Origin of the sequence: Streptomyces tibetensis (genome assembly GCF_007655005.1) — a bacterium.
Taxonomy (GTDB): Bacteria; Actinomycetota; Actinomycetes; order Streptomycetales; family Streptomycetaceae; genus Streptomyces; species Streptomyces tibetensis.
This window is the reverse complement of record NZ_SZVW01000029.1, coordinates 51,222-77,270: the sequence shown is the minus strand read 5'-3', so window position 1 is coordinate 77,270 and position 26,049 is coordinate 51,222. Positions and strand designations below refer to the sequence as shown.

Sequence of the window (26,049 nt, the reverse complement as noted above, 5' to 3'; positions counted from 1 at the left end):
ACGGGGCCGGTGCATGCCACCGGCCCCGTCGTCGGTTCCGGCCGCGTTACGGCGATCGCCGGGCCCCTCTCCCCTCCGGTGTGCGCACGCGACCCAGTACCTGAAACGTCCTGGTATTTCGGTTGAATCCCCGCCCAGGTCAGACCCGTTGCGGCACGATGAGTGACCCGCCGTCAGCAACCGGTCACCGTGGCCGAGAGGCGCGGCGGTCCGTGAGGGGGACCATGCTGCTGCCCGACAACCCGATCTCGGGACCGGACGGAGACCGGTTCGGGTTCGGCACCCATGCCAAGGTGCTCTGCGATGCGATCGAGACCGCCGAGGGGCTGCCGCTCACCATCGGCGTCTTCGGCCCCTGGGGGATGGGCAAGTCGAGTTTCATGAAGGTCTGCGAGGGCCTGCTGAAGGAACGCGGCGTGCGGACCGTCTGGTTCAACCCCTGGAAGTACGACCAGAAGGACGAGATCTGGCACGCCCTGATCCAGACCGTCCTCACCGAGATAGCCGTCGACCTCGACAGACGGCGTCAGGCCGGTGAGGAGACCCGGCAGGAGCGGCTGTCCGCGGCGCTGGGCACGGTCAAACGGCTCAGTCAGGCGGCGGCCTGGCTGCTCGCCCGCAGGGCGGCCGGCCCGCTGACGGCGGGCTTCCTGGTCCCCGAGGACGTCGACGCCGTCCAGAGCGCGCTCACCGCACCGGGGGCGGAGACGTATCTACACGTCAACCGCTTCGAGCAGGACTTCCGCGAGGTCGTCGACATCTACGCCGACGGCGGTCGGCTCGTCCTGTTCGTCGACGACCTGGACCGCTGCCACGAGGAAGCGGCGATCACCGTGCTCGACTCCTTGAAGCTCTTCCTGGGGGAGGGCTCCTGTGTCTTCGTGCTCGCCATGGACTACCAGGTCGTCGCGGAGGCCGCCGCCAAGCGGTTCGACCGGGAGGGCACGGACGGCGCGCGCGGGCGGCAGTACCTGGAGAAACTGATCCACTTCCCGTTCCATCTGCCGGGTATCCCCTTCGAGTTGCTGTACCAGCAGCTCAGCAGCGAAATCACGGAACCCGCCGTGGGTGCCTCGCGGGAGCTCTGGGAGCTCATCGAGGTCGCGTTCGCGGCCAACCCGCGGCGGGTGCGCCGCTTCATCAACGGCCTGAACCACACCGTCCTGACACTCCAGCAGCACGACGGCCGGCCCGGCAGTGACCGCCTGCTGCACGCGGGCGTCCTGCTCGCTTTGCAGATCAAGTTCCCGGACTTCTTCTCCGCCCTGCAGAACGATCCCGGGGTCTGGGCACGGTTCGACGACGCGGAGTTCACGAAATCGGAGCTCGGCGGCCGGGACGGGGAGCTCGCTGCGCGGAACCCGGGGGTGCGGCGGCTGATCGCCACCGTGTCGTCCCGGCGTACGGGATTTTCCTTCCCGCCTCCTCCGACGGCCAGCGTGCTCAGACTGCTCACCGAGGTGCTGACCGTCACCGGCGGAGCACTCACCGGCGAGGGCGACGCCCATGCCGGCTGACTGCGAATCCGAGGTCCGGTACGCGGTCGGCCTGGACCTCGGCGACGGGGAGAGCTCCCTGTGCTGGCTGCCCACGCACGGGCGCGGCAAGGCGGAGATCTACGCCAGGGGAACCGAGGGCACCGCCATCGTGACGGCACTGGGGCGCGAACCCCTGGAGCAGGGCGGTCACCGGTACGTCATCGGCGAGGCCGCGGTGCTGGCGAAGAACGCGCTGCACTTCAGCGTCAACTTCAAGACGCGGCCCGATCCGCAGGGGCTGGTCGTCCCCGAGGCCGTGCAGTTCGCCCAGGTCCTCCTCACCGAGTTCTTCGCCGCGCACCCGGAGGTCAGGGACGACTGCGCGGTGTACGTCGGCCACCCCACGGGCTGGGACGCCGCCTCGGTCGCGGCGTACCGCGAGCACTTCTCGTCGATGCGGCTGCCCGTCCAGCTCGTCGCGGAGTCCCAGTCCGCGCTCGTCCACGTCAGGGACCGCCGGACAGTACGGCGTGACCCGCGCGGGCTCGACCGGGTCCTGGTCGTCGACATCGGCTCCTCCACGACCGACTTCACGTTCGTGGCCGACCTCGTGCCGCGCAACCTGCCGGTGGGATCCGGCCTCGGCTGCGCCCTGATCGACAACGAACTCGTCGAGCGGGTACGGGCGGCTTTCCGGGCGAACGAGCAGTTCACCGCGGCGCTCGACAAGGACGGCGCGCCGGAGATGCTGCGGCTCGTATGCCGCCGGGCCAAGGAAGCGCAGTTCGGCGGGGACGACGTACGCCTCCAGGATCTCCAGGCAGGCTGCGACCGCCGGTTCACGCCGTTCCTGGTCCCCGCCATCGGCTGGCTCAGGCAGCAGAACATCCCCGGGGACGTGGTGCGCGACCGGGGCGGCTGGGCGGAGCGGTTCGCGGGCGTCCTGGCGGAGGTGCGCGAGCTGCTCGGTGCGGACGAGCCCGAGCTGGTGGTTCTCACCGGAGGCGGTTCCCGCATGCCGGTGGTGCGCCGGCTGTGTCTCGACGCGTTCCCCGGGGCCACCGTCGAGAACGACACCGACCCCTCGCTGTCGGTGACCCGGGGGCTCGCCAGTGTCGGACGGCATCGGGTCAACGTGGCCCGGTTCCGGCGCGACATCCAGGCGCTGAAGGTCCGCCCCGAGTTCGAGGAGAAGATCCGGGCCGGCCTGCTCTCCGCTTTCGACCAGGCCAGGAACACCCTGCTGACCCGCTTGTTGGAGAGGGCCGACGACCAGTTCGCCGACACCAAGGACGAACAGGACATCGACGCGCTCATCCGCCGCCTCACCGGCATGGACGAGGTGCTCGTCGGCCTGCGCGTACGGCTCAACGCCGAACTCACCCCGATGGCACTCGACATCTGCCGCTCGTACGACATCCGGGACGACCGGTTCACCCTGGACCTCGAGCTGCCCGGGATCATCGGGACCGCCATCGGCGCGCGGATCCGACCGATGTGGCGCACGCTCCGGGCGGCGCAGGCGGTGCTGAGGACCCTTGAGGAGAATGGACGCGCATTCTCCTACGTGGTGCGGTTCATGGCGTCCGGCGGACAGGTGTTCAGGAAACTCGGCGCCGCGGGAGCCGTCGCCGCAGTGGCGCTGGGAATCCCGACGGCGACAGAGGCAGGCGCACGCAAGCTCATCAGTACGACGCTGCGGAACGCGGAACTGGATCCCGCCGAAGTGTCCACCGTGGTCGCGCACGTGGCGGAGCAGCTCACCGCGCAGATGGACCACCGCGCCCAGGAGGTGGAGCGCTTCGTCTCCGATGCGTCGACGCCCGTGACATCGATCGCATAGTGGGGGCTCAGGTTGCGGCCAGGGGCGGTGCGCATGGTCGGATGAGACGATGCGCACCCCCCACCGCATGGCCACGCATCATCCCGACGACCGCTCTGAGCAGCCCCGCAACCCCTACGAGGAACTCGGCGCACTCGACGACGGGCCTCTGGAGGCGACCCCTCTGGAGGACTTTCTCGGCGGGGACGCCGAGCAGCGGCACGAGCCGGAGCCGGAGTGGTCGCCGCCCGACCACCGCCGTGGCGGCCGACGTCGAAAGAATCGTTTCGCCGGACTGCCGTTCGCCGTGAAGGCCGTCGTCGGCCTGGTCGTCCTCGCCTCGTTCGCCGCGCTCGGCGACCGCTGGGCGGTGCTTTACGCCGAGCACCGGGCCGCCGACACCCTGAAGGACCGCCTCGACCTGGCCGCCGCGCCCGAGGTGGAGATCGGCGGCTTCCCCTTCCTCACCCAGCTCGCCGAAAAGCGGCTGGAGTCGGTGAAGCTGACGGTCCCGGACGTCGCCGCCGACCGCGTCTCGCTCGCGAAGGTGTCGGCCACGGCCCATGACGTGACGCTCAACGCCGACGGGCTGACGTCCGTGCGCGGCGCCGACGTCCCCCGGTTCGACGGGGACGTCATGCTGTCCTTCGAGGACCTCAACCGCGAACTCGGCGCCTCCCAGGTGACCTTCACCGGTGAGGGCCGGGACCGGGTACGGGCGCGCGGCACCCTGCCGGTCGCCGGGCACAACCTGAAGCTGCGGGCCGAGGCCCGGATCCAGCGGCAGGGGGAGCGGGGCATCGCCACCGAGATCGGCGGCATGCGCCTGGACATCGGGGACCTGGCCACCTACCGCCCCGGCAAGCGCGCCTCGGAAGGGCTGCACCTGACGCCCGAGGCGTCCGCGGATCTGGCCCGGGAGACCCGGAAGGCCAAGGCGCTGCTGTCGGTCCCGGCCATCGTGCACCGCATGGGTGTGCCCGAGGCGACCGTGAACCAGGCCCTGGCCGACGACGGCAAGCTCGCCGAGCTGACCGGCTCCCCGCGCTTCGCCCGCCAGGCCGAACGCCTGAACCTCATCGACCTCGCCCTGGACAACCCCGACGTGCTCAGGAGTCTCGGCCTCGACCCCGATCTCCTCGGGGAATTGTCGCGCCTGACCCGCCCGGTCCTGGCCGACCGGCTCGCGCTGGCCTTCGAGCTGCCGAAGCCGGAGCAGGGGGACGTGAAGCTGGAGGACGTACGGGTGGAGGAGGACGGCATCCGGGTGCGGCTGTCGGGCTCGGGGCTGACGGTGGGCGGCTGAGCCGGCCCGGCTCCGGAACACGCCGCCCGACCGGGCCCGCCTGAAACTTTATGTGCTGATGTGTTGACCTCTGTTCGAGACTCCTTCTAGTTTCGTGCTCCCATGAGTGATCCGCCCGGCGGCCCGCTCACCCTTGCACCTGCTCAGAAGGGGATGTCGTGTCCGACAAGAACCAGCGCGGGACAGCCGGCGTGGGGGCGCTGCTGGCCTGCGTCACGGCATTCGGTGGAGCGTTCGCCTCCCCCGCGGCCGCCGCTCCCGCCCACCGTCCCACCCCGCCGCCCGTCAGCGACTTCAAGGGCGTCAACTGGGCCGACCCGCGCGACAACTATGCCCACGACGCGGTCGTGCCCTCGGGCCTGTCCACCGCCGACAGCTACGCCACCACCTACGCCAAGTCCAAGGCGATCATCGGCGGGTTCTCCAAGCTCGGCGCCAACACCGTCCGCCTCCCGGTCAACCCGACCTCGGTGAACGGGCCGTTCTGGAAGTCGTACCGGGGCGCGATCGACGCCGCCACCGCCAAGGGCTTCAAGGTCATCCTGGGCTACTGGGAGGCCGACAACGCCAAGGACGGCAAGATCGACGACCAGGCGTCCTGGAACCGGATGTGGGCGCGTATCACCTCCGCCTACGTCGGCAACTCCAAGGTGTACTTCGAGCCGATGAACGAGCCGTTCGGCTACACCGCCCAGGAGTGGACCGACATCGCCGCGAAGTGGGTGACCACCCACCGCAACGTGCCCCGGGATCGGGTCCTCATCGGCGGCTACAAGTACAGCGAGGACGTCAAGCCGGTCTGCGCCGACCCGCGCCTCAAGGGCGTGCGCCTGGCCTTGCACAACTACGGCTTCTGGCACACCGACTGGACCAGCGTCGACCAGTGGAAGGCCGACTTCAAGAGCCGCATCGGCGACTGTGCCTCTCGCACGATCCTCGACGAGTTCGGCGCCTCGATGACCACCGGCCTGGACTACAACGGTCCGGCGGGCACTTCCAACGAGATCGCCTACATACAGGCCGCGACCGACACCATCCGGGAACTGGGCCTCGGCTCGGTCTACTGGCCCGGCCTGCGCAACGGTGACACCTACTCCCTCACCACGCTCCAGGGCACGGGCACGAACCTCAGCCTGACGGTGAACAACCAGAGCGGCCTGGACCGGCTGCACTACGCCTGGAAGCAGTGAGCACCCTTGAGGTGGTGGCCCTTCCGGGTCCGGCGCCGCTCGTCAGCCGGACCCGGAAGGGAGTCGTTCAGGACGCCGAAGGCGTCCAGCCCGCGAGCCAGTCCGCGACCTCCTGGTTCGCGGCCTGAGCGTCGCTCAGATGCGGCCGGTTGCTGCTCGCACCGCCCGCCCCCGCGCCGGAGTTCTTGTACTCGGCGAACCGGTCGTCCTTCCAGGAGAACCCGCTCATGTCGGTCCACGGGGTCGACTTGATCGCGTTGCTCAGGCCGGTGTTGCGGACCGTGGTCTGCGGGTCGAGGGACGCGTCCCCGCCGGCGTGCCAGGGTCGCCCGAGGTAGAAACTCCCGGCCGACACGTCGCCGTTCACCGTGGAGTTGGCGATCAGGATGCCCTTGCGGTTCGCCGCGGTGCTCGGAGCGGTGATGTACCCGGCCGAGCTGCCGTCCCAGCGCTTCTTCAGCGTGATCACGGACTTGTCGACGACGGCCGTGGCCCGGCCGAAGATGAAGTCGACGTTGCCGATGACGTAGGAGTTGCCGACGTACACCCGGCCCAGCCGGTCCTTCGACGCGGTGTCGAGCAGCAGGGTGTCCTGGTCCCCGCTGACGATGATCCCGTCCAGGAACACCTTGTCGGCGGCGGTCCGCAGGGCGACGGCCTGCTGGTCCTTGATGTTCTGGTTGGCCTTCTCGTCGAAGTCGTTGGAGATGGTCAGGTTGCGCGCCTGGAAGTCGTCCGCCTCGACGGCGACGGTCGCGCTGCCGCCCGTGCCGTAGGTGCCGCCGCCCGGCTTGGGGGTTCCCGACGCGTTGTTGTAGACGATCGTGGTGTCCTTGCGGCTGCCGCCGGTCCCCTGGATGGTGACGTGCGGCTTGTCGGAGGGCACCTTCACCAGTTCCCGGTACGTCCCCGGCTTCACGGCGATCACCACGCGCGAGGGGTTGTTCGCCGGTACGGCGTTCACGGCGGCCTGGACGGTCTTGTACTGACCGCTGCCGTCCTTGGCCACGGTGAGGGTGGTGGCGGCCGCGGCCTTGGTGGAGGCGGTGGTCGTGGCGGTGCCGAGGGAGGCGCGGGGCCCGGCACCGGACTTGAGGAGCGCGGGCAGATCGGCGGCCTTGTCGAGGCTGTAGGGGTAGTACGCCTTCGGGTCGAAGGCGCTCCCGCCGCTCTCGTTGCGCCCGCTGGTGCCGGAGAAGACATTGCCGCGCTGCACGACCGCGGCGCCGCTGTCCTTGATCACCGGGTTCTTGATGCCCTGGAAGTAGGAGTTCTCCAGGACCATCCTGGTCGAGCCGCGCGAGTAGTTCCCGTACGACGAGCCGATGCTCGTGTTCGGGGCGTCTTCGAGGAAGTTGTTGTACAGGTGCGCGTGGGCGGCGTTGTCCGTGGAAGGGTTGCGCTGCTCGGTCTCGCGGATCCAGTTGTGGTGGATCGTGATGTCGGTCTTGACGTTCTCGGTCCAGCCGATGCCGAAGGTCTTGTTGTTGTCGCTCAGCTTGTTCCAGGAGACGGTGACGTTCGTCGAGTCCTTGCGGACGTCGATGAGCCCGTCGGCCATGTGCCGCAGGTCGTTGTGGTCGATCCAGACGTGATGGGCGCCGTCCATCTGGATCGCGTCGAAGTCATGGTCCTTGTCGTTCCAGATGCCCTGGTACGCGTCCCGGATGGTCAGGTTCCGGATGATCACGTTGTGCACGCCCTGGCCGAGGAAGAACCCGCCGCCGACGATGTGCCCGGCGGTCCCCTGACCCACGATGGTCTTGTCGGACTGCACCTTGATCTCTTTGCCGACCGGGTTCATGGCGATGGCCCCGGCGACGACGATGACGTACGGCTGGGTCGCGGTGGCGTACTTCTCCAGCTCGGCCTGCGTCTTCACGGTGACGACCTGGCCACCACGCCCGCCGTACGTCCCGTTCTGCCCGAGGGAGTCGACGGAGGCGAACCCGTCGGCGGTGTCGGCGGCCCAGGAGGGGGTGGGGGAGGTGGTGGACGCGGGGGTGGCGGCGGAGGCCTGCAATGCGGTGGAGCCCAGGACGCCGAGGTCGCCGCCGTAGGCGAAGGTACCGGCGGCGGTCAGGGCCAGGGGGACCCCGACCGCCAGGGCGGTGCGGCTTCTGCGGTGACGGGGGCGGGCCTTGCTACGCGGCTCACTCATGGGGCGATCCGTTCCGTGTGGGGGAATGACCGCTGATCAGTCGCCGCCCCACACGGAAAGGTTGCCGTCCCAAGTGCTCTAGTCGGTGCAGGACTTGGGGTCGAGCTTCTCCTCGATCTTGTCCTCACGGCCGTCGGGCTGGCCGCTGGGCAGGAGCTTGTCGGAGATGCCGTCGATGTAGAACCCGTGCGAGTAGATGGTCTGGTACCCCCGGTCCCGCCAGCTGTGTACGGTCCGGTCCCCGTCGCCCTTGTTCCACTGGTAGTCCTCGACGTAGAAGACGGGGTTGACGCGCACCACGCGCTGGTACGGCGTCCAGGTCACGGCGACCTGCCGGCACGGCGGGACGGTCTTCTCGCTGCGGGTCTCGAACTTGGACTCCTTCTCCCAGCCCCACTCGTACCCGGCACTGCCGCCCACGGTTCCGCTGAAGATGCTCTTGGCGAGGGAGAGGCTGATGGAGCCGCCGACGCTCTTCTTCGCGAACGTCTTGGTGCTGTAGCTGCTGACGAAGGTCTCCTTGTCGTCGGCGGATCCCTTGTTCCCGATCCACCGGGACGTGCGGACGGTGTCGCCCTTGATGGACCAGGTCGAGGCCTCGGCGTACCCGCACCAGCCGCGGAACAGCTCCCACGGCCCCGCGGGCGCCCACAGCCCGATGACGTCCCGCAGGTACTCGTCCCGGGTCTTGAACTCACCGGTGTCGACGTTGAGGGCGCCGTACACGCCCGTGAGGCTCGTCTCCTGACTGCAGAGCCGCTCGATCATCAGGTCGGTGTCCCCGGGGTCCACGCCCCGGATGTTGGTCGCCCCGGCGGGCCCGGCGGCGGCGGTGCCCGCACCGGTGAGCAGACCGGTGACGGCGAGGGCGGTGGAAGCGGCAACTACACCGCATTTCCTGAGAGTTGACGTGCGAATGAGACGCATGTGGGGGGCTCACTCCTGCTTGCGGATGGGTGACGGCGACGAAGATGTCAGAACAGCGGCAGGAGTTTGCGCTACTGATGGGTATGACAGGACATCGACAGGGAGCGGGGAAGCATGTCCCGTTTTATCGGGTGTCAGTGCTGGGACCGCGACTGAGGGCGATCCGCAGCCCCCCCGCAGCCCGATACTCGTGTTCGGCGCGAGCCCTTGAGTGTCGTTCCTGGCCGGCGTCACGAACGAGAGCTCGGTTCGCACCTCCTGGGGAACTGGCTGAACAGCAGGTCCGCCAGGGTTGTGGTGGCGCTATGGTGGGGCTATGGCTGAGAATACGACCATCCAGGTGTCCCGGCAGGCCCGCGATCATCTCGCTCAGGTCGCCAAGGAACGTGGAGTGACCCTGGGGCAGCTCGTCGAGCAGCTCGCCCTTGAACAGCCCACTGCCGAGCAGGTCGCCGAGCGGGTCGCCGCGGACCGCCGCGTCGTGCGGGAGACGATCGGCGTGGACATCAGCGATGTCGAGTTCGACGAGGCGCCTGACATCCTCGGCAACATCTACCGCATCGCCGCGGAGAAGGTCCGTGCGGCTCGGGGTGCCGCCGCGTGATCATTCTGGACACCGGCGCCACCCTGGCCCTCGCGCAGGGGCACAAGACGCTGAACCTCCTGGCCGGAAACATGGCACGCACCCCTGGCGACCTCCTGCGGATCCCTGCCTTGTGCCTGATGCAGGCGGAGTCGCAGGACGAGGGAGCTGCACAGCGAGTGCTCGACTTCTCCTCGGTCGTTGTCGACCACCTCAACACAACCGCCTCTGTGGCCGTCGGCACCATGAGCCGAGACGGCTATGGCGGCCCGGACAACTGCCACGCCCTGTACTGCGCACTGCCGCGCGCTGAATTCACAGGGATGTCGATCCTGCTCACGGACCGCGAACGGCAGTATCCACCCGGCGTGGTCACCGTCGACATCGACTCACCAGGCATGCTCGGCTTCCACTGACGACGGTCACGCCACTGTGCCGAGCGCGCGATGTCGTGATGCCAGGGGGCGCACGCCATCGCTCGCCATGCCCCGACATGCCCCGTGATTTCGCCGTGGCTACGGGGCAGCCTCTCGATGGAACGGTCGCGTGGCGGCCATGGCGCCGGGGGGCTCGCGGTGAGCAGACCACAACGTTCAGAGAGTCCGGAGTGGTCGAGCATCGTGGTGCGGCGCGTGTGCGTGGACGCAGTGGAGGTCCGATCCGACGGTGGCCTTCGTCAAACGGCACAGACAGATTCTCGTCGACGGAAGTCTTGCGTGAGCCGAAAAGCCAAGCCGTGGCGTCCGTCAAGGCACCTCGGGCGGAGGCACGGCAGCCCCCGGCAGTCGTACCGTCGCGACCGTGCCGCCGTCCTGCGCCGGGTTGAGGGACACCTCGCCCCCGGCCTGCTGCACCGTACGCGCCACGATCGACAGGCCCAGGCCCGAGCCCGGCAGTGACCGTGCGCTCGGGGAGCGCCAGAAGCGGTCGAAGACGTGGGGGAGTTCGTCGGCGGGGATGCCCGGGCCGTGGTCGCGGACCGTGAGGGTGCCCGAGGTGAGGCGTACCTCGATCGTGCCGCCCTCCGGGCTGAACTTCACCGCGTTGTCCAGGATGTTGACCATCGCCCGTTCCAGGGCGGAGGGTTCCGCGCGGACGAACCAGGGCTCGACGTCCGCCGTGATCGTCAGCTCCGGGCCCCGCAGCCGGGCCCGCCGCAGTGCCGACTCGACCGTGTCCTGCCAGGCGACGATCTGGGTCCGGCCCCCGTGCTGGCCCGTGTCGGGGCGGGACAGTTCCTGGAGGTCGCCGATGAGCGCGGCCAGCTCCGTCATCTGCGCCTTCACCGAGGCGAGCAGCGCCTTGCGGTCAGCCTCGGGGATGGGCCGGCCCGTCTCCTCGCTGCGGGTGAGGAGTTCGATGTTGGTGCGGAGGGACGTGAGGGGTGTGCGTAGTTCGTGGCCCGCGTCGGCGATCAGTTGCTGTTGCAGCTCCTGGGAGCTGGCCAGTGCCGACGTCATCGAGTTGAAGGAGCGGGACAGGCGGGCGATCTCGTCCTCGCTGTCGTCCGCCACGGGGATGCGGATGTTCAGGTCCTCCGTGCGGGCCACATGCTCGACGGCCTCGGTCAGCTTGTCGACGGGGCGCAGCCCCGCCCGGGCGACGGCCAGACCGGCGGCTCCGGCACCGAGGACTCCCACGCCGGAGACCAGGAGGAGGATCAGGGCCAGCTCGTTGAGCGTGGACTGGGTGCCCTTGAGGGGCAGGGCGATGACGAGGGAGTAGTCGGCGGCGACGCCCCGGGTCACCGGCCCGTCCTTGATGACGACCGCAGTCGTCAGGACGCGCAGCTTGTTGCCGTGGTCGTCCGTGCCGTCGCGGATGTGGCCCTGGTTCGGGTCGGGGTCCCTGGCCACGGCCTTGTCGTCGCCGGTGACCTGCACCTGGGTCGTGGACGTCGGGAAGAGACACAGCTTGCCGTCGACGTGGACCAGCTGCCCGTAGGTCTTGGGCCGCGACCCCATGCCCAGCGAGTCGGAAGGCGTCTGAAGGCACTCGTCGGTGAGCGCCTGGAACTCGTCCGAACGCAGCGGCGCGACCGACGACTTCAGGTCGTTGTCGATCTCGTCGTACAGCTTCCCCTGCACGATGAACCAGCAGGTCACCGACACCGCCGCCACCGCGAACGCCACCGCCGCCGCCACCAGCAGCGCCAGTCGGGAGCGGATCGGCAGGGCCCGGAACCGCCGTACGACCGTCCGGGAACTCACTCCGCGCCGCCCTGCCGCAGTACGTAGCCCACGCCCCGCACCGTGTGGACGAGGCGCGGCTCGCCGCCCGCCTCGGTCTTGCGGCGCAGGTACATCACGTACACGTCGAGGGAGTTCGACGACGGCTCGAAGTCGAAGCCCCAGACGGCCTTGAGGATCTGCTCCCGGGTGAGGACCTGGCGCGGGTGCGCCATGAACATCTCCAGAAGCGTGAACTCGGTTCGGGTCAGCTCCACTTGGCGCCCGCCCCGGGTGACCTCGCGCGTGGACAGGTCCATGCGCAGGTCGGCGAAGGTGAGCGCGTCCTCGTCGGCCGGGTCGGCCGCGCCCACGGCCGCCGCGTAGGAGCTGCGGCGCAGCAGGGCGCGGATACGGGCGAAGAGTTCGTCCAGCTCGAAGGGCTTGACCAGGTAGTCGTCGGCGCCCGCGTCGAGGCCGGTGACGCGGTCGCCGACCGTGTCACGGGCCGTGAGCATCAGGATCGGCGTGGTGTCGCCGGTGGCGCGGATGCGGCGTGCTGCCGTCAGGCCGTCCATGCGGGGCATCTGGATGTCGAGGACCAGCAGGTCGGGCCGGTAGGCGGCGGCCTTGTCCAGGGCGTCCGCGCCGTCGACGGCGACCTCGGTCCCGTACCCCTCGAACGCGAGGCTGCGCTGGAGCGCTTCGCGTACGGCCGGCTCGTCGTCGACGATCAGGATGCGCTGCGGGTCACGGTCGCCGTCTGCGGGGCTCATGGGTCGGGGGTCCTCGGGGGTGAAGGGGGACGGGGGCGCTGCTGCTCTGACGCTCTCAGCGTCGCACGCCGACGGGCGGTGCCGGGAGGAGCATCAGCCCGTGCCGCCCCGCGCCGTGCGCGCACCGACGGGCGGGGCCGGGAGGAGCATCAGCCCCGTGCAGCCCCGCGCCGGGCGCGCACCGACCGGCTCGCCCGGCGCGGTGTCGTGGGCGCCGCCACCTCCGCGGCCCGGCCCGTCGGCGCGTGCAGGGCGTGCGCCACCGCCAGGGCCAGCGCGACCGCCGTCGGGTCGCCGCCCGGCTCCGTGTGCACAACCTGCTGGATCATCGCCGTACTCCTCGCTGTCGGGTGCTGGGACTCAGTCGGTCGAACCCGCCCGCAGCTTCGCGAGGTCGGCCTTGACGGTGTTGATCGGGATGGCGAAGCCCAGGCCGACGCTGCCCGCGTCGGAGGACGAGGAGGCCTGGCTGGTCGGCGAGTACATCGCGGAGTTGATTCCGATGATGTTGCCGTTCATGTCGATCAGCGCGCCGCCGGAGTTGCCCGGGTTGAGGGACGCGTCGGTCTGGAGCGCCTTGTACGTCGTCGTGTCGGACCCGGTGTCGCCGTTGAACTGGCGTCCGCCGAACTCGAACGGCCACTGGTCGCCCTGCCCCTGGCCCTGTCCCCACTGCTGCTGGCCCTGGTCCTGGCCCTCCTCGGTCGGGACGGTGACGTCGCGGTCGAGGGACGAGATGATGCCGCTGGTGACGGTGCCGGACAGCCCCTCGGGGGAGCCGATCGCCACGACCTGGTCGCCGACCTGGAGCCCGGCCGAGTCGCCGAGCGTGGCCGCCTTCAGGCCGGAGGCGTTCTCCAGCTTGATCAGCGCCAGGTCCTTCTTGCTGTCGGTGCCGACGACCTTCGCGGTGTACGACTTGCCGTCGCTGGTCGTCGCCTTGATCTGGGAGGCCCCGGCGACGACGTGGTTGTTGGTGACGATCTCGCCGCCGCTCGTGATGATCACGCCGGAGCCGGTGGAGGACCCGGCGTTGGAGTCGGCGCTGATCTCGACGATGCTCGGGCTGACCGCCTTCGCGACCCCGGCGACCGTGCCCTTCTGGCTGGAGGGGACCACGTCGGTGCTGGTGGAGCTGGTGGCGACGGTGTCGTTGCCGGTCAGTTCCTGGATGCCGTAGGCGGTGCCGCCGCCTATCGCCGCCGCGACGATCGCCACGGCGGCGATCAGGGCCAGGGGGCCGCGGTTGCGCTTCTTCGGATGCGGAGCATGTGCCGGGGCGTACGCCGGCGGGGGCGGCCACTCGGGGTTCACCGGGGCCTGCTGCTGACCCTCGTAAGGGTTCTCGTACTCGCCACTGCGGTGGAAGCTCTCGGTCATGGAACAGAGCTTGCCGCCCGACCATGAGAGCTTCCTGAGTGCTCCCTGAGAAGCCCGACAGAACCTCGTATGCCCGATATAAAGAGGCCCGCCGCCCCGGAGTCAGGGGCCTACGGGCAGCCGCAGGACTGCCGGGTGACCAGCCGCGAGGGGAACACCTTCAGCCGCTCCCGCCGGGTACCCGCGACCCGCAGCCCGTCGTCGAGGACGAGGTCCACCGCCGCCCGGGCCATCGCCGGACGGTCGGACGCGACCGTCGTCAGGGGCGGATCCGCGAGGGCCGCCTCCTTGATGTCGTCGAAGCCCGCCACCGCCAGCTCGCCGGGGACGTCGATGCGCAGCTCGCGCGCCGCGCGCAGCAGGCCGATCGCCTGGTCGTCGGTGGAGCAGAAGATCGCCGGCGGTCGGTCGGGGCCGGAGAGGATCTTCAGGGCGGCCTGGTAGGCGTCGTAGCGGTTGTAGAGGGCCTCGAAGAGGCGGCCCTCCGTGGAGATCCCGGCCTCGTCCATCGCGCGGCGCCAGCCCTCGACGTGGTCGGAGACCGGGTCGCCGACGGCGGGGGTCTCGGCTATGCCGCCCATACAGGCGACGTACTCGTAGCCGTGCTCCAGCAGGTGGCGGACGGCGAGCTCGGCGCCGCCCAGGTCGTCCGTGGTGACGGCGACGTCGTCGATGGCCTCGGGCCGTTCGTGCAGCAGCACGACCCGGGCGTCCCAGGCCTCGATCTCGGCGGCGGCCAGGTCGTTGAGCGCGTGGCTGACGAGGATCAGCCCCGAGACCCGCATGCCCAGGAAGGCCCGCAGGTAGTGGACCTCGCGTTCGCCGATGTAGTCGGAGTTGCCGACGAGCACCATCTTTCCGCGCTCGGATGCGGCCTGTTCGACCGCGTGGGCCATCTCCCCGAAGAAGGGCTGGCGCGCGTCCGGGACGATCAGGCCTATGAGGTCCGTGCGCCGGGAGGCCATCGCCTGGGCGACCCGGTCGGGCCGGTACCCCAGTTCCTTGATCGCGGCGAGGACACGCTCGCGCGTGGCCGGGGCGACCGGCCGGGGTCCGTTGTTGATGACATAGCTGACCACGGCAGTGGAAGTCCCTGCCAGCCGCGCCACATCATCCCGAGTCACCTTGGCCACGCGCGGAGTCTACGCGGATATACCGGCTCCGGGCAGGGCGTAAAGGAGGTTCCGTACGATATCCCGACCGGTGTCCGGGGCGCCCTGTGCGGGGAGCGATGCCCAGGTCGGCGTCGCATTACGCCTCTTTACGCCTTGGCGCGGGCGTCGGCGGCCGCCGGGGTGGCCGACTTGTCCGCGGTGTCCTGCTTTGCCTTGGCCGCCTTGGCCTTCGCCTCCTCGGCGGCGCGCTCCATCTTCTCCGGCTTCTCCGGCGTAACGAATCGATAACCGACGTTCCGGACGGTGCCGATCAGCGACTCGTGCTCCGGGCCGAGCTTGGCGCGCAGCCGCCGTACGTGCACGTCGACCGTGCGCGTACCGCCGAAGTAGTCGTAGCCCCAGACCTCCTGGAGCAGCTGGGCGCGGGTGAAGACCCGGCCGGGGTGCTGCGCGAGGTACTTCAGGAGCTCGAACTCCTTGAAGGTGAGGTCGAGGACGCGGCCCTTGAGCTTGGCCGAGTACGTCGCCTCGTCGACCGAGAGGTCGCCGTTGCGGATCTCCATCGGGGAGTCGTCGCTGACGATCTGCTGCCGTCCCATGGCCAGCCGCAGTCGTGCCTCGACCTCCGCCGGGCCGGCGGTGTCGAGCAGGACGTCGTCGATGCCCCAGTCGGCGGTGACGGCGGCGAGGCCGCCCTCGGTGACGACCAGGACGAGCGGGCAGCCCGGTCCGGTGGAGCGCAGCAGCTGACAGAGGCTGCGGACCTGGGGCAGATCACGCCGGCCGTCGACGAGGATGACGTCGGCGCCGGGGGTGTCGACGAGGGCGGGGCCCTCCGCGGGGGCCACACGCACGTTGTGCAGGAGCAGGCCGAGGGCGGGGAGCACCTCCGTCGACGGCTGGAGGGCATTGGTCAGGAGCAGCAGAGAACTCATATGTCTGGTTCCTCCTCGGTCCCTGCGAGGACGTTTGTTGGCACAGCACCGCTCTGCGATCCCGAAGGCCCCGTACACCTGCGGTTTCCCGCGTCGTATACAACGCTTCCGAAAGCACAAAAGGACCCGGGGGCTACGTTGCCCGAGTCCTCTGCCCAGCAGAATAGCCCACATGAGCTCTGGTCCGGCAGGTCATGTGGCGCGTTCCACCGATCGTCCGCATCCCGAGACGAACGGGGGAAAGCCTGTGCGGATGTCGTCGCGGGTGTTTCTGCGGACGTCCGACGGTGTGGCGATCGACGCCCGGTACGAGCCGGGAGCGGCCCTGCACGACACCTCCGGGACGCTTTCCGCTCATCCGGTGTTCGTCGTCGCCCACGGTTTCACCGGCGCGGTGGACCGCCCGCACGTGCGTCGGATCGCGGAGGCGTTCGCCCGGTGCGGGGGTGTGGTCACCTTCTCCTTCCGCGGGCACGGGATGTCCGGCGGGCACTCCACGGTCGGCGACCGGGAGGTGCTCGACCTGGCGGCGGCGGTGGCCTGGGCGCGGAGTCGCGGGCACGCGCGGGTGGTGACGGTGGGCTTCTCCATGGGCGGCTCGGTGGTGCTCCGGCACGCGGCGCTGCACCCGGGGCAGACCGACGCGGTGGTGTCGGTCAGCTCACCGGCCCGTTGGTACTACCGGGGCACCGGGCCCATGCGGCGGCTGCACTGGCTGGTGACCCGGCCCGAGGGCCGGCTCGTGGGCCGGTACGGATTCCGTACGCGCATCCACCACCGGGACTGGAACCCGGTGCCGCTCTCCCCGGTGGAGGCGGTGCCGAGGATCGCCCCGACCCCGCTGCTGATCGTGCACGGCGACGCCGACGGCTACTTTCCCGTCGACCATCCGCGCATGCTGGCCGCGGCCGCCGGTGACCAGGGCGAACTGTGGCTGGAGCCGGGTATGGGGCACGCCGAGCACGCGGCGGGCGACGAGTTGCTGGCCCGGATCGGGGAGTGGAGCGTCCGCCGGGCGGGCTAGCCTGACGGGGTTCACCGTCGAATTCATTGAGGAAGCAGATGCCAAAGGTCACGGTGCGCTACTGGGCCGCCGCCAAGGCCGCGGCCGGGGTGGCCGAGGAGCCGTACGACGCGGTCACGCTCGCCGAGGCGCTCGACGGGGTGCGCGAGCGGCACCCCGGCGAACTCGAGCGCGTCCTGCGCCGGTGCTCGTTCCTCGTGGACGGTGACCCCGTGGGCACCCGCGGACATGAGACGGTACGGCTGGCCGACGGCGGCACGGTCGAGGTGCTCCCGCCGTTCGCAGGAGGGTGACGATGACCGACCAGCCGAACCAGCAGCCCCACCAGCCGTACGACGGCTACGACCCCTACGGGCAGCAGCCGCAGGCGTGGCCCGGGCAGGGCTACCAGGGGCACGAGGACCCGCACGCCGCTCAGCAGTACACGCAGCAGTGGCAGGGGCAGACCTGGGAGACGCAGAACCACCAGCCGGTGGCCCCGCAGGCGCCCGACCCGGAGACGGCGATACTGACGCCCCAGTCGCCCCGGCCGGCCCAGAGCCCCCGGACGCCGCAGGGGCCCACGGCCCCGGCCGCAGGCGACGCCTCCGCCGCCGGTTACGGCCCCGCCACCGTCGGCGGGAACGCACGCCTCACGGACGCCCAGCGGGCCCGGGCGGAGGGGCGCTCCCCGATCATCGAGCCCGGCATGCAGCCGGCCGCGCTGACGGCGCTGCTCGGGCTGCTGCTGGCCGGTGCCGCGGCGGTCGGGACGTACGCGCTGCTCGTGCCGCTGGTCGTCCTGCAGGCGGTCACGGCGGCGGGCTGGTTCCGGCTGAACGGGATGTGGCCCGCCCGGCAGGGCATCGCCCTGGGCTTCGCGGGCGCGCTGGCCGCCGACGCCGCGCTGCTGGTCTCGGACCGCTCGCCGTCGGCGATCCTCGGCACGCTCGGGGTGTGGGTGCTGCTCGCGCTGGTCCTGCAACTGCGGTCGCACGCGGACCCGGACGAGCGGATGTACGGCCTGATGGCGACGGTCGCGGCCTCCGCGCTGGCGATCGCGGCCGGCGGGTACCTCGCGGCCGCCGCGGACGCGGTGACGGTGGGCGCGGTGGCCGTGGCGGTCGCGGTCCTGGCCCGTGCCATCGTGCCGTCGCCGCGCACGACGGTGTCCGTGGTCGTGGCGTTGCTCGCGGCGTCCGGGGCGGGCAGCGCTGTCGGCACGCTGACGGACCTGGGCACGCAGGGCGCCTTCCTCGGCGCGGGCGCCGCCGCCTGCGCCCTGATCGGCCACCGGGTCGCGAGCTACGACTACCCCTCCAGGTTCGTCCACTTCACGGCGGGCGTGGCCCTGCCCCTGGCCGCGGCGGCCCCGGCGGTGTACGTCCTGGGCCGGGCGCTGGCGTAGCGCCGGGACGCCGGCCTGGGAGAACGGGTGTGGGGGACGGGTGCGGAGCCGTTACGACTCCAGGTACCTCAGGACCGCCAGGATCCGTCGGTTGTAACCGGTGGTGCGCGACAGCTCCAGCTTGTCGAAGATCGTGTTGAGGTTCTTCTCCACCGCACTCAGGGAGACGTGCAGCTTCTGTGCGATCGCCGTGTTGGTGTGTCCCTGGGCCAGGACCTCGAGGACGCTGCGTTCGCGGGGGGTGAGGCGGGCCAGCGGGTCTCCGTGCGTGGTGCGGACGACCAGCTGCCGTACGACCTCGGGATCGAGGGCGGCGCCGCCCGCCTGGACGCGTTCCAGGGCGTCCAGGAACTCCTCGACCTGGGCGACCCGGTCCTTGAGGAGGTACCCCACCCGTTCCGCGCTGGACGCCAGCAACTGCGCCGCGTAGTTGCGCTCGATGTGCTGAGACAGCACGAGTACCCCGGTCTCCGGCCACCGTTCCCGGATCTCCAACGCCGCACGCAGCCCTTCGTCGGTGTGGGTCGGCGGCATCCGGATGTCGAGGACGACGACGTCGGGCCGCCGCGCGGCCATCTCCTCGAGCAGGGGACCGGCGTCGCCGAACGCGCCCAGGACCTCGTGTCCCTCCTCGACGAGGAGCCGGACCAGCCCCTCACGCAGCAGGGTCGAGTCCTCGGCGATCATCAAGCGCATGGCAGTTCCGCGGTAATGGTGGTGGGTCCCCCTACGGGGCTGTCGACGCGGAAGAGGCCGTCGAGCGCGGCCACCCGGCTGCTCAGGCCGCTCAGTCCGCTGCCCATGGGATCCGCGCCGCCCTCGCCGTCGTCCCGCACCTGCACGGCGAGCACCCCGCCACGGCGCATCACCCGCACGGAGACGGCCGTCGCACGGGAGTGTTTGGCCGCGTTGGTCACGGACTCCGACACCACGAAGTACGCGGCGGTCTCCACCGGCTGCGGCAGCTCCCCGATGACGTCGAACTCCGTCCGCACGGGAAGGCCGCACCGCTCGGACACTCCGCCCAGCGCCTCCTTGAGCCCCAGAGTGCCCAGGGCGGAGGGGTAGACCCGCCACGTCACCTCGCGCAGTTCCGCAAGGAGGTCCTGGGACTCCTGGTGGGCCTGGCGCAGCAGGGTGTCCGCCTGCCCGGGGTCGCGTCCCCGCCGTGCCCGGCCGAGCAGCATGCCCAGTGCCACCAGGCGCTGCTGGATCCCGTCGTGGAGGTCCCGTTCGATGCGCCGGCGTTCGGCGTCCACCGCCCGCACGACCGCCGCCCGGCTGGTGGCCAGCTCCTCGATGCGCCGCCGCAGCACCTCCCGTTCGGAGGGGCCGAAACACTCGCGGGCGATGCGTGCGTCCAGGGCGGCGATGGAGCGAAGCCCCTGGACGTCGAGGAAGAGCAGCACGCCACCGAGGAGCACCTGCATGAGCAACTCGTCCCAGCGGAGGGATCCCCTGGCCGTTCCCCTGACGAGCAGCCCCGCCAGGACGATGCCGAAACCCAGCAGTGCGATCACGACGCCGCACATCAACCCCGTGTAGCTGCGGACCGCGAGATAGTGAAGGACCTTCTGGCCGGGTGCCGTGTAGTGCTCGGGGAAGCGGTCGCCGAAGAAGACAGCCCGGCGGGTCCGCTCCAGGCTCGTCAGCCTGCGCGCTCCGGTCATCAGGATGCCGAGCGCGCTGAAGCGGGTGAGCGGCCACAGCAGGAAGGGGCCCAGTGCGGTGCCGACGACGAGGAAGTAGAGGCAACCGAGCAGGGCCGTTGAGCAGCCGAGAAAGGTACCGGCGCACCGGCGCGGCCAAGAGGCCGGCGGGATCGCCCTGTCGTCCTCGCCGAAGTGATCACGGCCCACAGGGCCCGGCGGGTGATGGACGGCGGCGCCTGCGGAGTCCCCCTGCACGAAGGCCGAGCCTAATGTGGCCGTATAGCCGGAGCAAGACGGTTCAGGCGCCGTGCCGGGCGGAACCACGGTGCGCAGAAGCCGGTGGCAGGTCATGAAGTGCGGCGGTGCTGGGCCCGGTTGCCGCCTCGTAGCCGTGCGGTCACGTACACCGCGAGGGCGACGACGACCAGAACCAGCACCACTTTGGAGAGAATGCCGACGTAGGTCTCCACCACTTCCCACCGGTCGCCCAACCAGTATCCGGCCGTCACCAGGACCGAGTTCCAGATCAGGCTGCCGAGCGTGGTCAGCATGACGAACACGGGCAGAGGCATGCGCTCCACCCCGGCCGGGACGGAGACGAGGCTGCGGAAGATCGGCACCATGCGGCCGAGGAAAACCGCTTTGGTGCCGTGCTTCGCGAACCATTCCTCCGTGCGCTCCAGGTCTGAAGTCTTGACCAGCGGCAGTCTCGCCCAGATCGCGTGCATGCGTTCACGGCCGAAGAGCATGCCGATCCAGTAGAGGACCACGGCTCCCGCAACCGAGCCGAGCGTCGTCCAGAACAGCGCCGAGGCCAGGGTGAGCACCCCCTGCCCGGCCGCGAACCCGGTCAGCGGCAGGATCACCTCGCTCGGAAGCGGCGGGAAGAGGTTCTCCAGCGCGATGGCCAGGCCGGCTCCGGGACCCCCCATGGTGTCGACGAGATCGGCGGCCCAGCCCGCGATACCGCCGGCGGGTTCCTGGGGCAGAGCCAAGGGCGCGAGATGCATGTCAGTCTCCAAACGGCGGGCCGGTCGTCCGGGCAGGTGCCCCGACCGCCCACCAAGCTAGAAACCACAGGTCAACGGCGGTATGAGGATGGCCGTCCAGTTCAGTACGGCTTCCCGCACCGGACACCCTGCGGAAAACCGCACCCCTGCGGAACGCACCCGATCCGCCGGGCCGCGGAACCACCCGGCATCAGCGCAGACGCCGAGCCCCCCGCCTGTCACAGGTGATCAACAATCCGCCGATCCCCCTTCCGCTCGGCGTTACTCTCACGCCAGGGACGGCCACCGGGTCGTCGAAACACCGGACCGGTGGGGGACACAACGCATGCGCGCACTGCGAATACTGCTGATCTTCGTCGTGATCCTGGGCGGCCTCTTCGTGATCGCCGACCGCGTCGCGGTCAACTTCGCGGAGGACGAGGCCGCCGATCGGCTGAAGACCACGGAGAACCTGTCGGCGACCCCCGACGTGTCGATCAAGGGCTTCCCGTTCCTCACCCAGGTCGCCGGCGGCTCCCTGGACGACATCGAGGTCGGCATCAAGGACTACGAGGCCGCCGCGGGCAACGGCGGCCGGAAGATCCGTATCGACGACCTGCAGGCCGACATGAAGGGTGTCGAGTTCTCCGGCGACTACAGCTCCGCCACCGCCACCAGCGCGACCGGCACCGCGACCATCGCCTACGACGAGCTGCTGAAGACGGCGAAGTCCGAGCCCACCCAGGTCGCCCCGGGCGTCACCGCCAACGTCGTCGGCCTCTCCGACGGCGGCAACGGCAAGATCAAGGTCACCGTGGAGGCCACGGTCCTCGGCACCAAGCTCCCGGAGCCGGTCTCCGTGCTCAGCTCGGTGAAGGTGGACGACGGCACCGTCCGCGTGCACGCCGACGGTCTGCCCAGCTTCGGCGGTGTCGACATCGCCGAGAACCGGGTGCGGGCGATCACGGACTTCCAGCAGAAGATCGACGGCCTGCCCGGCGGCATCAAGGTGGACACCGTCCAGGCCGCCCCGGACGGCGTCGAGATCACGGTGAAGGGTTCCGACGTCCGGCTGGCCGGGTAGACACGGCGCAGGGCGGCGGACCAAGGGTGTCCGGTGGGCGAGACGACGGCGTCCGCAGCTCAGATGTGACGGCCGATACGTCGGGTCACGACCCCTGCCGTCAGGCGTCGCACAGCTCTCGGGTCCCACATCGCGGATCATCTCGTCTCAGCATGCGACACACCGGTGACATGCCCGCCTGACCGTCCCTACGATCGACGGTATGAAGCGACAGGCGGACCTCACGAAGCGGCGGGCAGTAGACCTGTGCCGCGTCGCCGCCATGCTCTGTCGCACCTTCTGAGCGATCGCGTCGGCAGTCGCGCCGGCGCGCGCATCCCCGCAGCCCCGCATCACGGGCACCCGTGCGCCGCCCTGCCTCAAGGGCGCGCCCTGCATACCTCGCACGCCCCGCCGTAACTGCCCCGGAGGAGAAGAAGCATGAGCCGCAACGACGTCCTGGTTGACGCCGACTGGCTCCAGGAGCACCTGGACGACCCGACCATCGCCATCGTCGAGGTGGACGAGGACACGTCCGCCTACGAGAAGAACCACATCCGCAACGCCATCCGGATCGACTGGACGCAGGACCTGCAGGACCCGGTCCGCCGTGACTTCGTCGACCAGGAGGGCTTCGAGAAGCTCCTGTCCGACAAGGGCATCGGCAACGACCACACCGTGATCCTCTACGGCGGCAACAACAACTGGTTCGCCTCGTACGCGTACTGGTACTTCAAGCTGTACGGCCACGACAGCGTCAAGCTGCTCGACGGCGGCCGCAAGAAGTGGGAGCTCGACGCCCGCGAGCTCGTCGCCGGCGACGAGGTGCCGGAGCGTCCGAAGACGGACTACAAGGCCAAGGCCCAGGACACCTCGATTCGCGCCTTCCGCGACGACGTCGTGGCCGCGATCGGTTCGCAGAACCTCGTCGACGTGCGTTCGCCCGACGAGTTCTCCGGCAAGCTGCTCGCCCCGGCCCACCTGCCGCAGGAGCAGTCCCAGCGCCCGGGTCACGTCCCGTCCGCCCGCAACATCCCGTGGTCCAAGAACGCCAACGACGACGGCACCTTCAAGTCGGACGAGGAGCTCAAGGAGCTCTACGCCGAGGAGAGCGTCGACCTGGCCAAGGACACCATCGCCTACTGCCGCATCGGTGAGCGCTCCGCGCTGACCTGGTTCGTGCTGCACGAGCTCCTCGGTGTGGAGAACGTCAAGAACTACGACGGCTCCTGGACCGAGTACGGCTCCCTCGTGGGCGTGCCGATCGAGCTCGGCGCCAACAAGTAACCAACCCCGACCGACCTTTCCAGACTTCAGGAGTACGACATGTGCGGTGCGAAGGCCGGCGGCCCCGACGCCTCGACGATCAAGCCCGGTGAGACCACCATCCAGGGTCAGGTGACCAAGGACGGCGAGCCCGTGGTGGGTTACGTCCGTCTGCTGGACTCGACCGGCGAGTTCACGGCCGAGGTGCCGACCTCGGCGACCGGACAGTTCCGCTTCTACGCGGCCGAGGGCACCTGGACCGTCCGTGCCCTCGTGCCCGGCGCCACCGCCGACCGCACGGTCGTCGCCCAGCAGGGCGGCCTGGCGGAGGTCGCGATCGCCGTCTGACGACGACCGGTCCTCGAAGGGCCGCACCCCGCGGGTTGGACGCCTGGGGTGCGGCCCTTCGGCCTGCCCGGACCTACGCTGGAGGTATGTACGCACGGCGGCGGCACACGTACTTCGCGATGATGGGCCTCTGTATCGGCCTCTTCGTGCTGGCGTGGGGTGTCGTGCGGCTGTGGTCCGTTCCCGTCGCCGTCGGGATGTGCGTGGTGGCCATGGTCATCCCGCCCGTGGCGGCCATGGTCGCTAACCGGCGCGGGCCGGAGGACCGGTGGTGGGACGACCCCTCCGGGGATCCCCAGTCCGACGAGTGGTGGGACGAGCTGGACGGCAAGAAGCGCCCGCACTGACCGGCGTCCGCCCCGCCCGCCCGCCCGGGCCGACCGGCGTCCGCCCCGCCCGCCCGGGCCGGCTGGCGTCTGCCCCGCCTGCCCGGGCTGAGCGGCGTCCGCCCCGCCCGCCCGGGGTATCCGCGCCCCATGAGACTGACAGCGGCGGTTCTGGACGCCCCGCATGCCCGTGAACTGGCGGACTTCTATCTGCGGCTGCTGCCCGGCTGGCGGGTGTGGCAGGGGGAGGACCGGCGGGACTGGGTGCACATCCGGCCCCCCGACGGCGGCACGGGACTGTCCTTCCAGACGGAGTCCGCGTACGTGCCGCCCGTCTGGCCGAGCGGCCCGGACCGGCAGCAGATGATGATCCACCTCGACATCGAGGTCGACGACCTGGAACGGGAGACCGCGCGGGCCGTCGCCGCCGGGGCGCGGCTCGCCGCGTACCAGCCGCAGGACGACGTCCGGGTGCTGCTGGATCCGGCAGGGCACCCGTTCTGCCTGTACACGGACTCTCAGTAGACGAGCGCCTGCGTCTCGTCCGCCGTCGCCTCCTGGACGAAGACCTGCGCGCCCGCGATCCGGACACCCTTGATCACGTCCTGCTCCGTGATGTCGCGGCGGGCCGCGCACTGCGTGCACAGGGTGACGCGGCCGCCCGCGAGGAGCGAGTCCAGCAGGTCGGGCAGGGGAGCCGCGTGAGGCAGCTCGAACTCGGCGGCCCGGCCGGGCAGGGCGAACCAGGCGGACTCGCCGGTCAGCCACAGCGAGACGTCGACGCCGCTGGCGACGGCCACCGCCGCCACCGTGAACGCCTGGGAGCACCGCTCGGGGGCGTCGGCCCCCGCCGTCACCTTGATCACCAGCTTCTTCGCCATAGCCGGAATCGTAGTGCCGAAAGGGCCCGCGTAAGCTGGGCTCGGCCCTGTGCAACCGTTCGCACCCCCGCTCAAGGAGCACCCCGTGGAGATCTTCTTCGAAATCCTGTTGGTCCTGGTCGCCGTCGGCGTCCTCGCCTTCGCCGGACTGACCGTGAAGAAGCTGTACCAGGGCCAGCGCTGACCCCCGTCTAGGAAGTTCCCATGATCGAGATCCCGTCCGACCTTCACAAGGACCTCGTCCCGCTCGCCTTCCTGCTCGGCAACTGGGCGGGCGCCGGCGTGCACGACTTCCCCGGCTCCGAGAAGTGCAACTTCGGGCAGGAGGTCACCTTCACCCACGACGGCCGGGACTTCCTGGAGTACCAGTCGCACAGCTGGGTGCTGGACCAGGACGGCAACAAGGTCCGTCCCCTGGAGTCCGAGCACGGCTACTGGCGGATCGACGCCGCCCGCAAGGTCGAGGTGACGATGACCCGCGACGACGGCGTCATCGAGATCTGGTACGGCGAGCTGGCCGACAAGAAGCCGCAGATCGACCTCGTGACGGACGCGGTGGCCCGCACGGCCGCCTCCCAGCCCTACACCGGCGGCAAGCGCCTGTACGGCTACGTCAAGAGCGACCTGATGTGGGTCGGCGAGAAGCAGACCCCCGAGGTCGAGCTGCGCCCCTACATGTCCGCCCACCTGAAGAAGGTCGTCACCCCGGAGGAGGTCGAGCGCTGGGCCAAGGCCCTGCCCGACGACATGCCGGACGACGGCATCGCCTTCTTCAAGTAGCCGCACGTCTTCCTCGACCGGTCGTACGCAAGTGGTCCTAGACTCTTGGGTGTGGTGAGCACCGACTGGAAGAGCGATCTGCGGCAGCGCGGCTACCGGCTGACCCCGCAGCGGCAACTCGTGCTCGAAGCCGTGGACACCCTGGAGCACGCGACCCCCGACGACATCCTCGTGGAAGTGAGGAAGACGGCGTCGGGGGTCAACATTTCCACGGTGTACCGGACGCTGGAGCTCCTGGAGGAGCTCGGTCTGGTCAGTCACGCGCATCTGGGGCACGGGGCGCCGACGTATCACCTCGCGGACCGGCACCACCACATCCACCTGGTGTGCCGGGACTGCCAGAACGTGATCGAGGCGGATGTCTCGGTGGCCGCGGAGTTCACCGACAAGCTGCGGCAGACCTTCGGGTTCGACACCGACATGAAGCACTTCGCGATCTTCGGCCGGTGCGAGGACTGCACGCTCAAGGCTTCAACTACCGAGTCGTAGGCT

At 70.1% G+C, this 26,049-nt stretch carries 29 protein-coding genes; 17 read left to right on the top strand and 12 right to left on the bottom strand.

Going from position 1 to position 26,049, the window contains the following annotated elements:
* The first annotated feature begins 224 nt into the window (after nt 1-224).
* From FDO69_RS37250 to FDO69_RS37235, 4 genes are all read left to right on the top strand, one after another.
* Nucleotides 225-1,517: a KAP family P-loop NTPase fold protein gene (locus FDO69_RS37250; protein WP_159030686.1), complete on the top strand. Its 1,293-nt coding sequence runs from the start codon at nt 225-227 to the stop codon at nt 1,515-1,517.
* Nucleotides 1,507-3,321, top strand: coding sequence for an Hsp70 family protein (locus FDO69_RS37245; RefSeq protein ID WP_104787661.1), 1,815 nt, complete (start codon nt 1,507-1,509; stop codon nt 3,319-3,321). The genes FDO69_RS37250 and FDO69_RS37245 overlap by 11 nt, the downstream gene beginning before the upstream one ends.
* Nucleotides 3,322-3,370: 49 nt before the next feature.
* The gene (locus FDO69_RS37240; protein ID WP_104787658.1) at nt 3,371-4,606 is read left to right on the top strand and encodes an LmeA family phospholipid-binding protein; all 1,236 of its coding nucleotides are present in this window, start codon (nt 3,371-3,373) and stop codon (nt 4,604-4,606) included.
* A 158-nt stretch (nt 4,607-4,764) separates the two neighbouring features.
* Nucleotides 4,765-5,796, top strand: a complete 1,032-nt coding sequence (locus FDO69_RS37235) for a glycoside hydrolase family 5 protein (protein ID WP_104787655.1) — start codon at nt 4,765-4,767, stop codon at nt 5,794-5,796.
* Between the two features lie 67 nt (nt 5,797-5,863).
* Here FDO69_RS37235 and FDO69_RS37230 read toward each other — a convergent pair whose 3' ends face one another.
* Nucleotides 5,864-7,957 carry a pectinesterase family protein gene (locus FDO69_RS37230; RefSeq protein ID WP_104787653.1) on the bottom strand — a complete coding sequence of 698 codons (2,094 nt, stop codon included), beginning with the start codon at nt 7,955-7,957 and terminating at the stop codon, nt 5,864-5,866.
* A gap of 78 nt (nt 7,958-8,035) precedes the next feature.
* Entirely contained in the window at nt 8,036-8,884 is an 849-nt protein-coding gene (locus tag FDO69_RS37225; RefSeq protein ID WP_104787650.1) for a hypothetical protein, read from the bottom strand.
* Between the two features lie 316 nt (nt 8,885-9,200).
* On the opposite strand from FDO69_RS37225, the gene FDO69_RS37220 reads away from it, so the two are divergent.
* Together FDO69_RS37220 and FDO69_RS37215 are read left to right on the top strand one after the other, a co-directional pair.
* Nucleotides 9,201-9,488 carry a hypothetical protein gene (locus FDO69_RS37220; RefSeq protein WP_104787647.1) on the top strand — a complete coding sequence of 96 codons (288 nt, stop codon included), beginning with the start codon at nt 9,201-9,203 and terminating at the stop codon, nt 9,486-9,488.
* Nucleotides 9,485-9,883: a PIN domain-containing protein gene (locus FDO69_RS37215; protein ID WP_104787644.1), complete on the top strand. Its 399-nt coding sequence runs from the start codon at nt 9,485-9,487 to the stop codon at nt 9,881-9,883. Before FDO69_RS37220 ends, FDO69_RS37215 begins: the two co-directional genes overlap by 4 nt.
* 330 nt (nt 9,884-10,213) lie before the next feature.
* Here the strand turns inward: FDO69_RS37215 and FDO69_RS37210 are convergent, their stop codons facing one another.
* The 6 genes from FDO69_RS37210 to FDO69_RS37185 form a co-directional block, all read right to left on the bottom strand.
* Nucleotides 10,214-11,677, bottom strand: coding sequence for a sensor histidine kinase (locus FDO69_RS37210; RefSeq protein ID WP_104787642.1), 1,464 nt, complete (start codon nt 11,675-11,677; stop codon nt 10,214-10,216).
* Nucleotides 11,674-12,411 (bottom strand): response regulator transcription factor, encoded by a 738-nt coding sequence (locus FDO69_RS37205; RefSeq protein ID WP_104787639.1) that lies wholly within the window; start codon nt 12,409-12,411, stop codon nt 11,674-11,676. The genes FDO69_RS37210 and FDO69_RS37205 overlap by 4 nt, the downstream gene beginning before the upstream one ends.
* A gap of 149 nt (nt 12,412-12,560) precedes the next feature.
* Complete coding sequence (locus FDO69_RS37200) at nt 12,561-12,740, bottom strand: hypothetical protein (RefSeq protein WP_104787636.1); 180 nt, start codon at nt 12,738-12,740, stop codon at nt 12,561-12,563.
* 31 nt (nt 12,741-12,771) lie between these two features.
* Nucleotides 12,772-13,791 (bottom strand): S1C family serine protease, encoded by a 1,020-nt coding sequence (locus FDO69_RS37195; RefSeq protein ID WP_104787634.1) that lies wholly within the window; start codon nt 13,789-13,791, stop codon nt 12,772-12,774.
* A gap of 110 nt (nt 13,792-13,901) precedes the next feature.
* Nucleotides 13,902-14,924: a LacI family DNA-binding transcriptional regulator gene (locus FDO69_RS37190; RefSeq protein WP_104787631.1), complete on the bottom strand. Its 1,023-nt coding sequence runs from the start codon at nt 14,922-14,924 to the stop codon at nt 13,902-13,904.
* Between the two features lie 128 nt (nt 14,925-15,052).
* Nucleotides 15,053-15,841 (bottom strand): response regulator transcription factor, encoded by a 789-nt coding sequence (locus tag FDO69_RS37185; protein WP_104787628.1) that lies wholly within the window; start codon nt 15,839-15,841, stop codon nt 15,053-15,055.
* Between the two features lie 172 nt (nt 15,842-16,013).
* Here FDO69_RS37185 and FDO69_RS37180 point away from each other — a divergent pair, with 172 nt between their 5' ends.
* The 3 genes from FDO69_RS37180 to FDO69_RS37170 are packed head-to-tail and all read left to right on the top strand — an operon-like array spanning nt 16,014 to nt 18,252.
* Nucleotides 16,014-16,865, top strand: a complete 852-nt coding sequence (locus FDO69_RS37180; RefSeq protein WP_170320998.1) for an alpha/beta hydrolase — start codon at nt 16,014-16,016, stop codon at nt 16,863-16,865.
* 38 nt (nt 16,866-16,903) lie between these two features.
* Complete coding sequence (locus tag FDO69_RS37175; RefSeq protein WP_104787622.1) at nt 16,904-17,158, top strand: MoaD/ThiS family protein; 255 nt, start codon at nt 16,904-16,906, stop codon at nt 17,156-17,158.
* Nucleotides 17,159-17,160: 2 nt separating this feature from the next.
* Nucleotides 17,161-18,252 (top strand): hypothetical protein, encoded by a 1,092-nt coding sequence (locus tag FDO69_RS37170; RefSeq protein ID WP_104787619.1) that lies wholly within the window; start codon nt 17,161-17,163, stop codon nt 18,250-18,252.
* A gap of 51 nt (nt 18,253-18,303) precedes the next feature.
* On the opposite strand, the gene FDO69_RS37165 is transcribed toward FDO69_RS37170, so the two are convergent.
* From FDO69_RS37165 to FDO69_RS37155, 3 genes are all read right to left on the bottom strand, one after another.
* Entirely contained in the window at nt 18,304-18,948 is a 645-nt protein-coding gene (locus FDO69_RS37165) for a response regulator transcription factor (protein ID WP_167526763.1), read from the bottom strand.
* Entirely contained in the window at nt 18,939-20,159 is a 1,221-nt protein-coding gene (locus tag FDO69_RS37160) for a sensor histidine kinase (protein WP_234388268.1), read from the bottom strand. Before FDO69_RS37160 ends, FDO69_RS37165 begins: the two co-directional genes overlap by 10 nt.
* Nucleotides 20,160-20,251: 92 nt before the next feature.
* The gene (locus FDO69_RS37155) at nt 20,252-20,914 is read right to left on the bottom strand and encodes a DedA family protein (protein ID WP_104787611.1); all 663 of its coding nucleotides are present in this window, start codon (nt 20,912-20,914) and stop codon (nt 20,252-20,254) included.
* A 325-nt stretch (nt 20,915-21,239) separates the two neighbouring features.
* Between FDO69_RS37155 and FDO69_RS37150 the strand changes: the two genes are divergently transcribed.
* From FDO69_RS37150 to FDO69_RS37130, 6 genes are all read left to right on the top strand, one after another.
* The gene (locus FDO69_RS37150; RefSeq protein ID WP_104787609.1) at nt 21,240-21,977 is read left to right on the top strand and encodes an LmeA family phospholipid-binding protein; all 738 of its coding nucleotides are present in this window, start codon (nt 21,240-21,242) and stop codon (nt 21,975-21,977) included.
* A gap of 202 nt (nt 21,978-22,179) precedes the next feature.
* On the top strand, nt 22,180-22,260 hold the full coding sequence (locus FDO69_RS43170) for a putative leader peptide (RefSeq protein ID WP_350310325.1): 81 nt from the start codon (nt 22,180-22,182) through the stop codon (nt 22,258-22,260).
* A gap of 137 nt (nt 22,261-22,397) precedes the next feature.
* Nucleotides 22,398-23,243 (top strand): sulfurtransferase, encoded by an 846-nt coding sequence (locus FDO69_RS37145; protein WP_104787606.1) that lies wholly within the window; start codon nt 22,398-22,400, stop codon nt 23,241-23,243.
* Nucleotides 23,244-23,282: 39 nt separating this feature from the next.
* Complete coding sequence (locus FDO69_RS37140) at nt 23,283-23,570, top strand: DUF1416 domain-containing protein (RefSeq protein WP_003991226.1); 288 nt, start codon at nt 23,283-23,285, stop codon at nt 23,568-23,570.
* An 86-nt stretch (nt 23,571-23,656) separates the two neighbouring features.
* The gene (locus tag FDO69_RS37135) at nt 23,657-23,917 is read left to right on the top strand and encodes a DUF3099 domain-containing protein (protein WP_104787603.1); all 261 of its coding nucleotides are present in this window, start codon (nt 23,657-23,659) and stop codon (nt 23,915-23,917) included.
* Nucleotides 23,918-24,046: 129 nt separating this feature from the next.
* A complete protein-coding gene (locus FDO69_RS37130; protein ID WP_104787601.1) occupies nt 24,047-24,421 on the top strand; it encodes a VOC family protein in 375 nt (124 codons plus the stop codon).
* On the opposite strand, the gene FDO69_RS37125 is transcribed toward FDO69_RS37130, so the two are convergent.
* Nucleotides 24,415-24,777, bottom strand: coding sequence for a DsrE family protein (locus tag FDO69_RS37125; RefSeq protein ID WP_104787598.1), 363 nt, complete (start codon nt 24,775-24,777; stop codon nt 24,415-24,417). The two genes, FDO69_RS37130 and FDO69_RS37125, sit on opposite strands and share 7 nt — an antisense overlap.
* A gap of 204 nt (nt 24,778-24,981) precedes the next feature.
* Here FDO69_RS37125 and FDO69_RS37115 point away from each other — a divergent pair, with 204 nt between their 5' ends.
* Both FDO69_RS37115 and FDO69_RS37110 read left to right on the top strand, forming a co-directional pair.
* Nucleotides 24,982-25,557, top strand: coding sequence for a heme-binding beta-barrel domain-containing protein (locus FDO69_RS37115; RefSeq protein ID WP_104787596.1), 576 nt, complete (start codon nt 24,982-24,984; stop codon nt 25,555-25,557).
* Between the two features lie 51 nt (nt 25,558-25,608).
* Nucleotides 25,609-26,046: a Fur family transcriptional regulator gene (locus FDO69_RS37110; protein WP_097217438.1), complete on the top strand. Its 438-nt coding sequence runs from the start codon at nt 25,609-25,611 to the stop codon at nt 26,044-26,046.
* Nucleotides 26,047-26,049: the final 3 nt, after the last annotated feature.

Coding starts and splice junctions, on each gene's coding strand:
- FDO69_RS37250 (WP_159030686.1), top strand. CDS start 225: ATGCTGCTGCCCGACAACCCGATCTCGGGACCGGACGGAGACCGGTTC.
- FDO69_RS37245 (WP_104787661.1), top strand. CDS start 1,507: ATGCCGGCTGACTGCGAATCCGAGGTCCGGTACGCGGTCGGCCTGGAC.
- FDO69_RS37240 (WP_104787658.1), top strand. CDS start 3,371: ATGCGCACCCCCCACCGCATGGCCACGCATCATCCCGACGACCGCTCT.
- FDO69_RS37230 (WP_104787653.1), bottom strand. CDS start 7,957: ATGAGTGAGCCGCGTAGCAAGGCCCGCCCCCGTCACCGCAGAAGCCGC.
- FDO69_RS37225 (WP_104787650.1), bottom strand. CDS start 8,884: ATGCGTCTCATTCGCACGTCAACTCTCAGGAAATGCGGTGTAGTTGCC.
- FDO69_RS37220 (WP_104787647.1), top strand. CDS start 9,201: ATGGCTGAGAATACGACCATCCAGGTGTCCCGGCAGGCCCGCGATCAT.
- FDO69_RS37205 (WP_104787639.1), bottom strand. CDS start 12,411: ATGAGCCCCGCAGACGGCGACCGTGACCCGCAGCGCATCCTGATCGTC.
- FDO69_RS37200 (WP_104787636.1), bottom strand. CDS start 12,740: ATGATCCAGCAGGTTGTGCACACGGAGCCGGGCGGCGACCCGACGGCG.
- FDO69_RS37195 (WP_104787634.1), bottom strand. CDS start 13,791: ATGACCGAGAGCTTCCACCGCAGTGGCGAGTACGAGAACCCTTACGAG.
- FDO69_RS37185 (WP_104787628.1), bottom strand. CDS start 15,841: ATGAGTTCTCTGCTGCTCCTGACCAATGCCCTCCAGCCGTCGACGGAG.
- FDO69_RS37180 (WP_170320998.1), top strand. CDS start 16,014: ATGAGCTCTGGTCCGGCAGGTCATGTGGCGCGTTCCACCGATCGTCCG.
- FDO69_RS37175 (WP_104787622.1), top strand. CDS start 16,904: ATGCCAAAGGTCACGGTGCGCTACTGGGCCGCCGCCAAGGCCGCGGCC.
- FDO69_RS37170 (WP_104787619.1), top strand. CDS start 17,161: ATGACCGACCAGCCGAACCAGCAGCCCCACCAGCCGTACGACGGCTAC.
- FDO69_RS37165 (WP_167526763.1), bottom strand. CDS start 18,948: ATGCGCTTGATGATCGCCGAGGACTCGACCCTGCTGCGTGAGGGGCTG.
- FDO69_RS37155 (WP_104787611.1), bottom strand. CDS start 20,914: ATGCATCTCGCGCCCTTGGCTCTGCCCCAGGAACCCGCCGGCGGTATC.
- FDO69_RS37150 (WP_104787609.1), top strand. CDS start 21,240: ATGCGCGCACTGCGAATACTGCTGATCTTCGTCGTGATCCTGGGCGGC.
- FDO69_RS43170 (WP_350310325.1), top strand. CDS start 22,180: ATGAAGCGACAGGCGGACCTCACGAAGCGGCGGGCAGTAGACCTGTGC.
- FDO69_RS37145 (WP_104787606.1), top strand. CDS start 22,398: ATGAGCCGCAACGACGTCCTGGTTGACGCCGACTGGCTCCAGGAGCAC.
- FDO69_RS37140 (WP_003991226.1), top strand. CDS start 23,283: ATGTGCGGTGCGAAGGCCGGCGGCCCCGACGCCTCGACGATCAAGCCC.
- FDO69_RS37135 (WP_104787603.1), top strand. CDS start 23,657: ATGTACGCACGGCGGCGGCACACGTACTTCGCGATGATGGGCCTCTGT.
- FDO69_RS37130 (WP_104787601.1), top strand. CDS start 24,047: ATGAGACTGACAGCGGCGGTTCTGGACGCCCCGCATGCCCGTGAACTG.
- FDO69_RS37125 (WP_104787598.1), bottom strand. CDS start 24,777: ATGGCGAAGAAGCTGGTGATCAAGGTGACGGCGGGGGCCGACGCCCCC.
- FDO69_RS37115 (WP_104787596.1), top strand. CDS start 24,982: ATGATCGAGATCCCGTCCGACCTTCACAAGGACCTCGTCCCGCTCGCC.